The organism is Bacillus haikouensis, assembly GCF_013179555.1.
In the GTDB taxonomy this organism is placed as follows: domain Bacteria; phylum Bacillota; class Bacilli; order Bacillales; family Bacillaceae_B; genus Rossellomorea; species Rossellomorea haikouensis_A.
Genome location: NZ_JABMCR010000492.1, coordinates 1 through 1,770 on the forward strand (window position 1 = coordinate 1; position 1,770 = coordinate 1,770).

The window sequence follows — 1,770 nt, forward strand, 5'->3', positions numbered from 1 at the left end:
CAAATCAAAATGAATCGTAATCTGTTTGATCACTATACTGCTCAGCAATTAGAACAAACCTGCTCCAGTTTAACTGAACAATGGAAAACGATAGCATTAAAGGAAACGTCCAAGGAGAGAAACGGCTCTCCTACTCCTATTGGCGAACATAGACTCCCCCCGCTCCCTTATTCCTATGATGCCCTGGAACCTTACATTGACAGAAGAATTATGAAACTGCATCACGATAAACATCACCAAAGCTATGTAGATGGGCTTAATAAAGCTGAAAAGGAAATGGAGAAAGCCAGAAGGCACAATGATTATAAATTGATTAAACACTGGGAACGAGAAGCGGCATTCAATGGCGCAGGGCATTATTTGCATACGATTTTCTGGAGTGTAATGGGGCCAAAAGACAACGGTAAACCTAAAGGGGCACTTTTATCTGACATGAATCAGTGGTTTGGAAGTTTCAATCAATTTAAGCGTCATTTCTCAGAAGCAGCGAAAAATGTTGAAGCTGTTGGGTGGGCCATTCTTGTGTGGTCGCCTCGATCGCACCGTCTTGAAATACTGCAGGCCGAGAAACATCAAAACCTCAGTCAATGGGACGTCATTCCACTCCTCGTGCTGGATGTCTGGGAGCACGCATATTATCTACAATATGAAAATAACAAAGGGAAATATGTCGATAATTGGTGGAATGTCGTCAATTGGATGGCCGTTGAAAAACGTTACAACGAAGCAAGAAAAGTAAAATGGACTGCTTATTGATCAGTGAAACAAATCTTCAATCAGTGGAATTCCCCTTCTTCCCCGGTGTGTCTCGTGAGAATGTATCCATAGTTTTATCTACAATAATGCTGGTCATACTGCCAATGAAGGCACTGCCGATAATATCAGATGGATAATGATGTCCCGTCCAAATACGGGAAATACCCGTTAAAACAGATACTACGCGCATGATTGAACCAAGGACACCATCATAAAGAATGATGGAAGTGGAAACGGCAAATGACAGTAAGGTATGCTTACTTGGAAAGGAAGAATTAACTTTTGAGGGGATGAGTATACCGACCCGCCGTTTTACAAATGGACGCGGCTTAAAGTAAAACAAGTTAATCAATGCGTGAAGAATCAAAGTAATTCCAGAAGAAATCATTGCTTTGCTTGACACTCTTCTATAATGTTCATTTTTAAACCACATATATATCAAAACAAACATATAAACATAACGAATCTTTTTTGATATGACAATCATCAGCCAGTCAATTGGGGAACAGCGACCAGAAAGCATATTGATTACCCTGAATAGTTTATAATCCATGTCTTGGCCTCCTTTTCATAGATATCAATAAAGTTCCCGTTTAAGCATGAAGTATGTAAGAATCCTGCTTATCAAGCATCTAATTTTTTTAAACAAAAAAAGCTTGCAGACCAGGTCCCATTCTTAGACTTTGTCTACAAGCTGAAAGAGGCTGGGACAAAACTAATAAACCACGATATAAAGACGAACAATTTCAGCGTATGTTCTTAATACCGCTAATGATTTCCGTGCAAGACTTCGCTTTCCGCGGATAGCCCGTGAGCCTCCTCGTCGCGTTCGTGTGTTGCTCCCCTATTGTTGGACACCCCAAACAACAATAGGAGGTGCCCGCAGAAGTCTTCGTCTTGCACTCCAATCAACCGCTGGAAAGTGCTAAAACTTAAGTGTACATTGAACAAAATAATAACCCGAACTAATTTGCCTGTTAGAAGGCAGTTTAGTTCGGGTTTTACTTAGACTAA

Annotated in this window: 2 protein-coding genes; one reads left to right on the plus strand and one right to left on the minus strand. The window is 40.6% G+C overall.

Annotated elements, in window-relative coordinates; all coding sequences use genetic code 11:
* On the plus strand, window positions 1-756 hold a 756-nt coding region (locus tag HP456_RS23565; RefSeq protein WP_172255573.1), incomplete at its 5' end, for a superoxide dismutase.
* Between the two features lie 16 nt (window positions 757-772).
* Here HP456_RS23565 and HP456_RS23570 read toward each other — a convergent pair.
* Complete coding sequence (locus HP456_RS23570) at window positions 773-1,309, minus strand: undecaprenyl-diphosphatase (protein WP_172255575.1); 537 nt, start codon at window positions 1,307-1,309, stop codon at window positions 773-775.
* Window positions 1,310-1,770 lie beyond the last annotated feature (461 nt).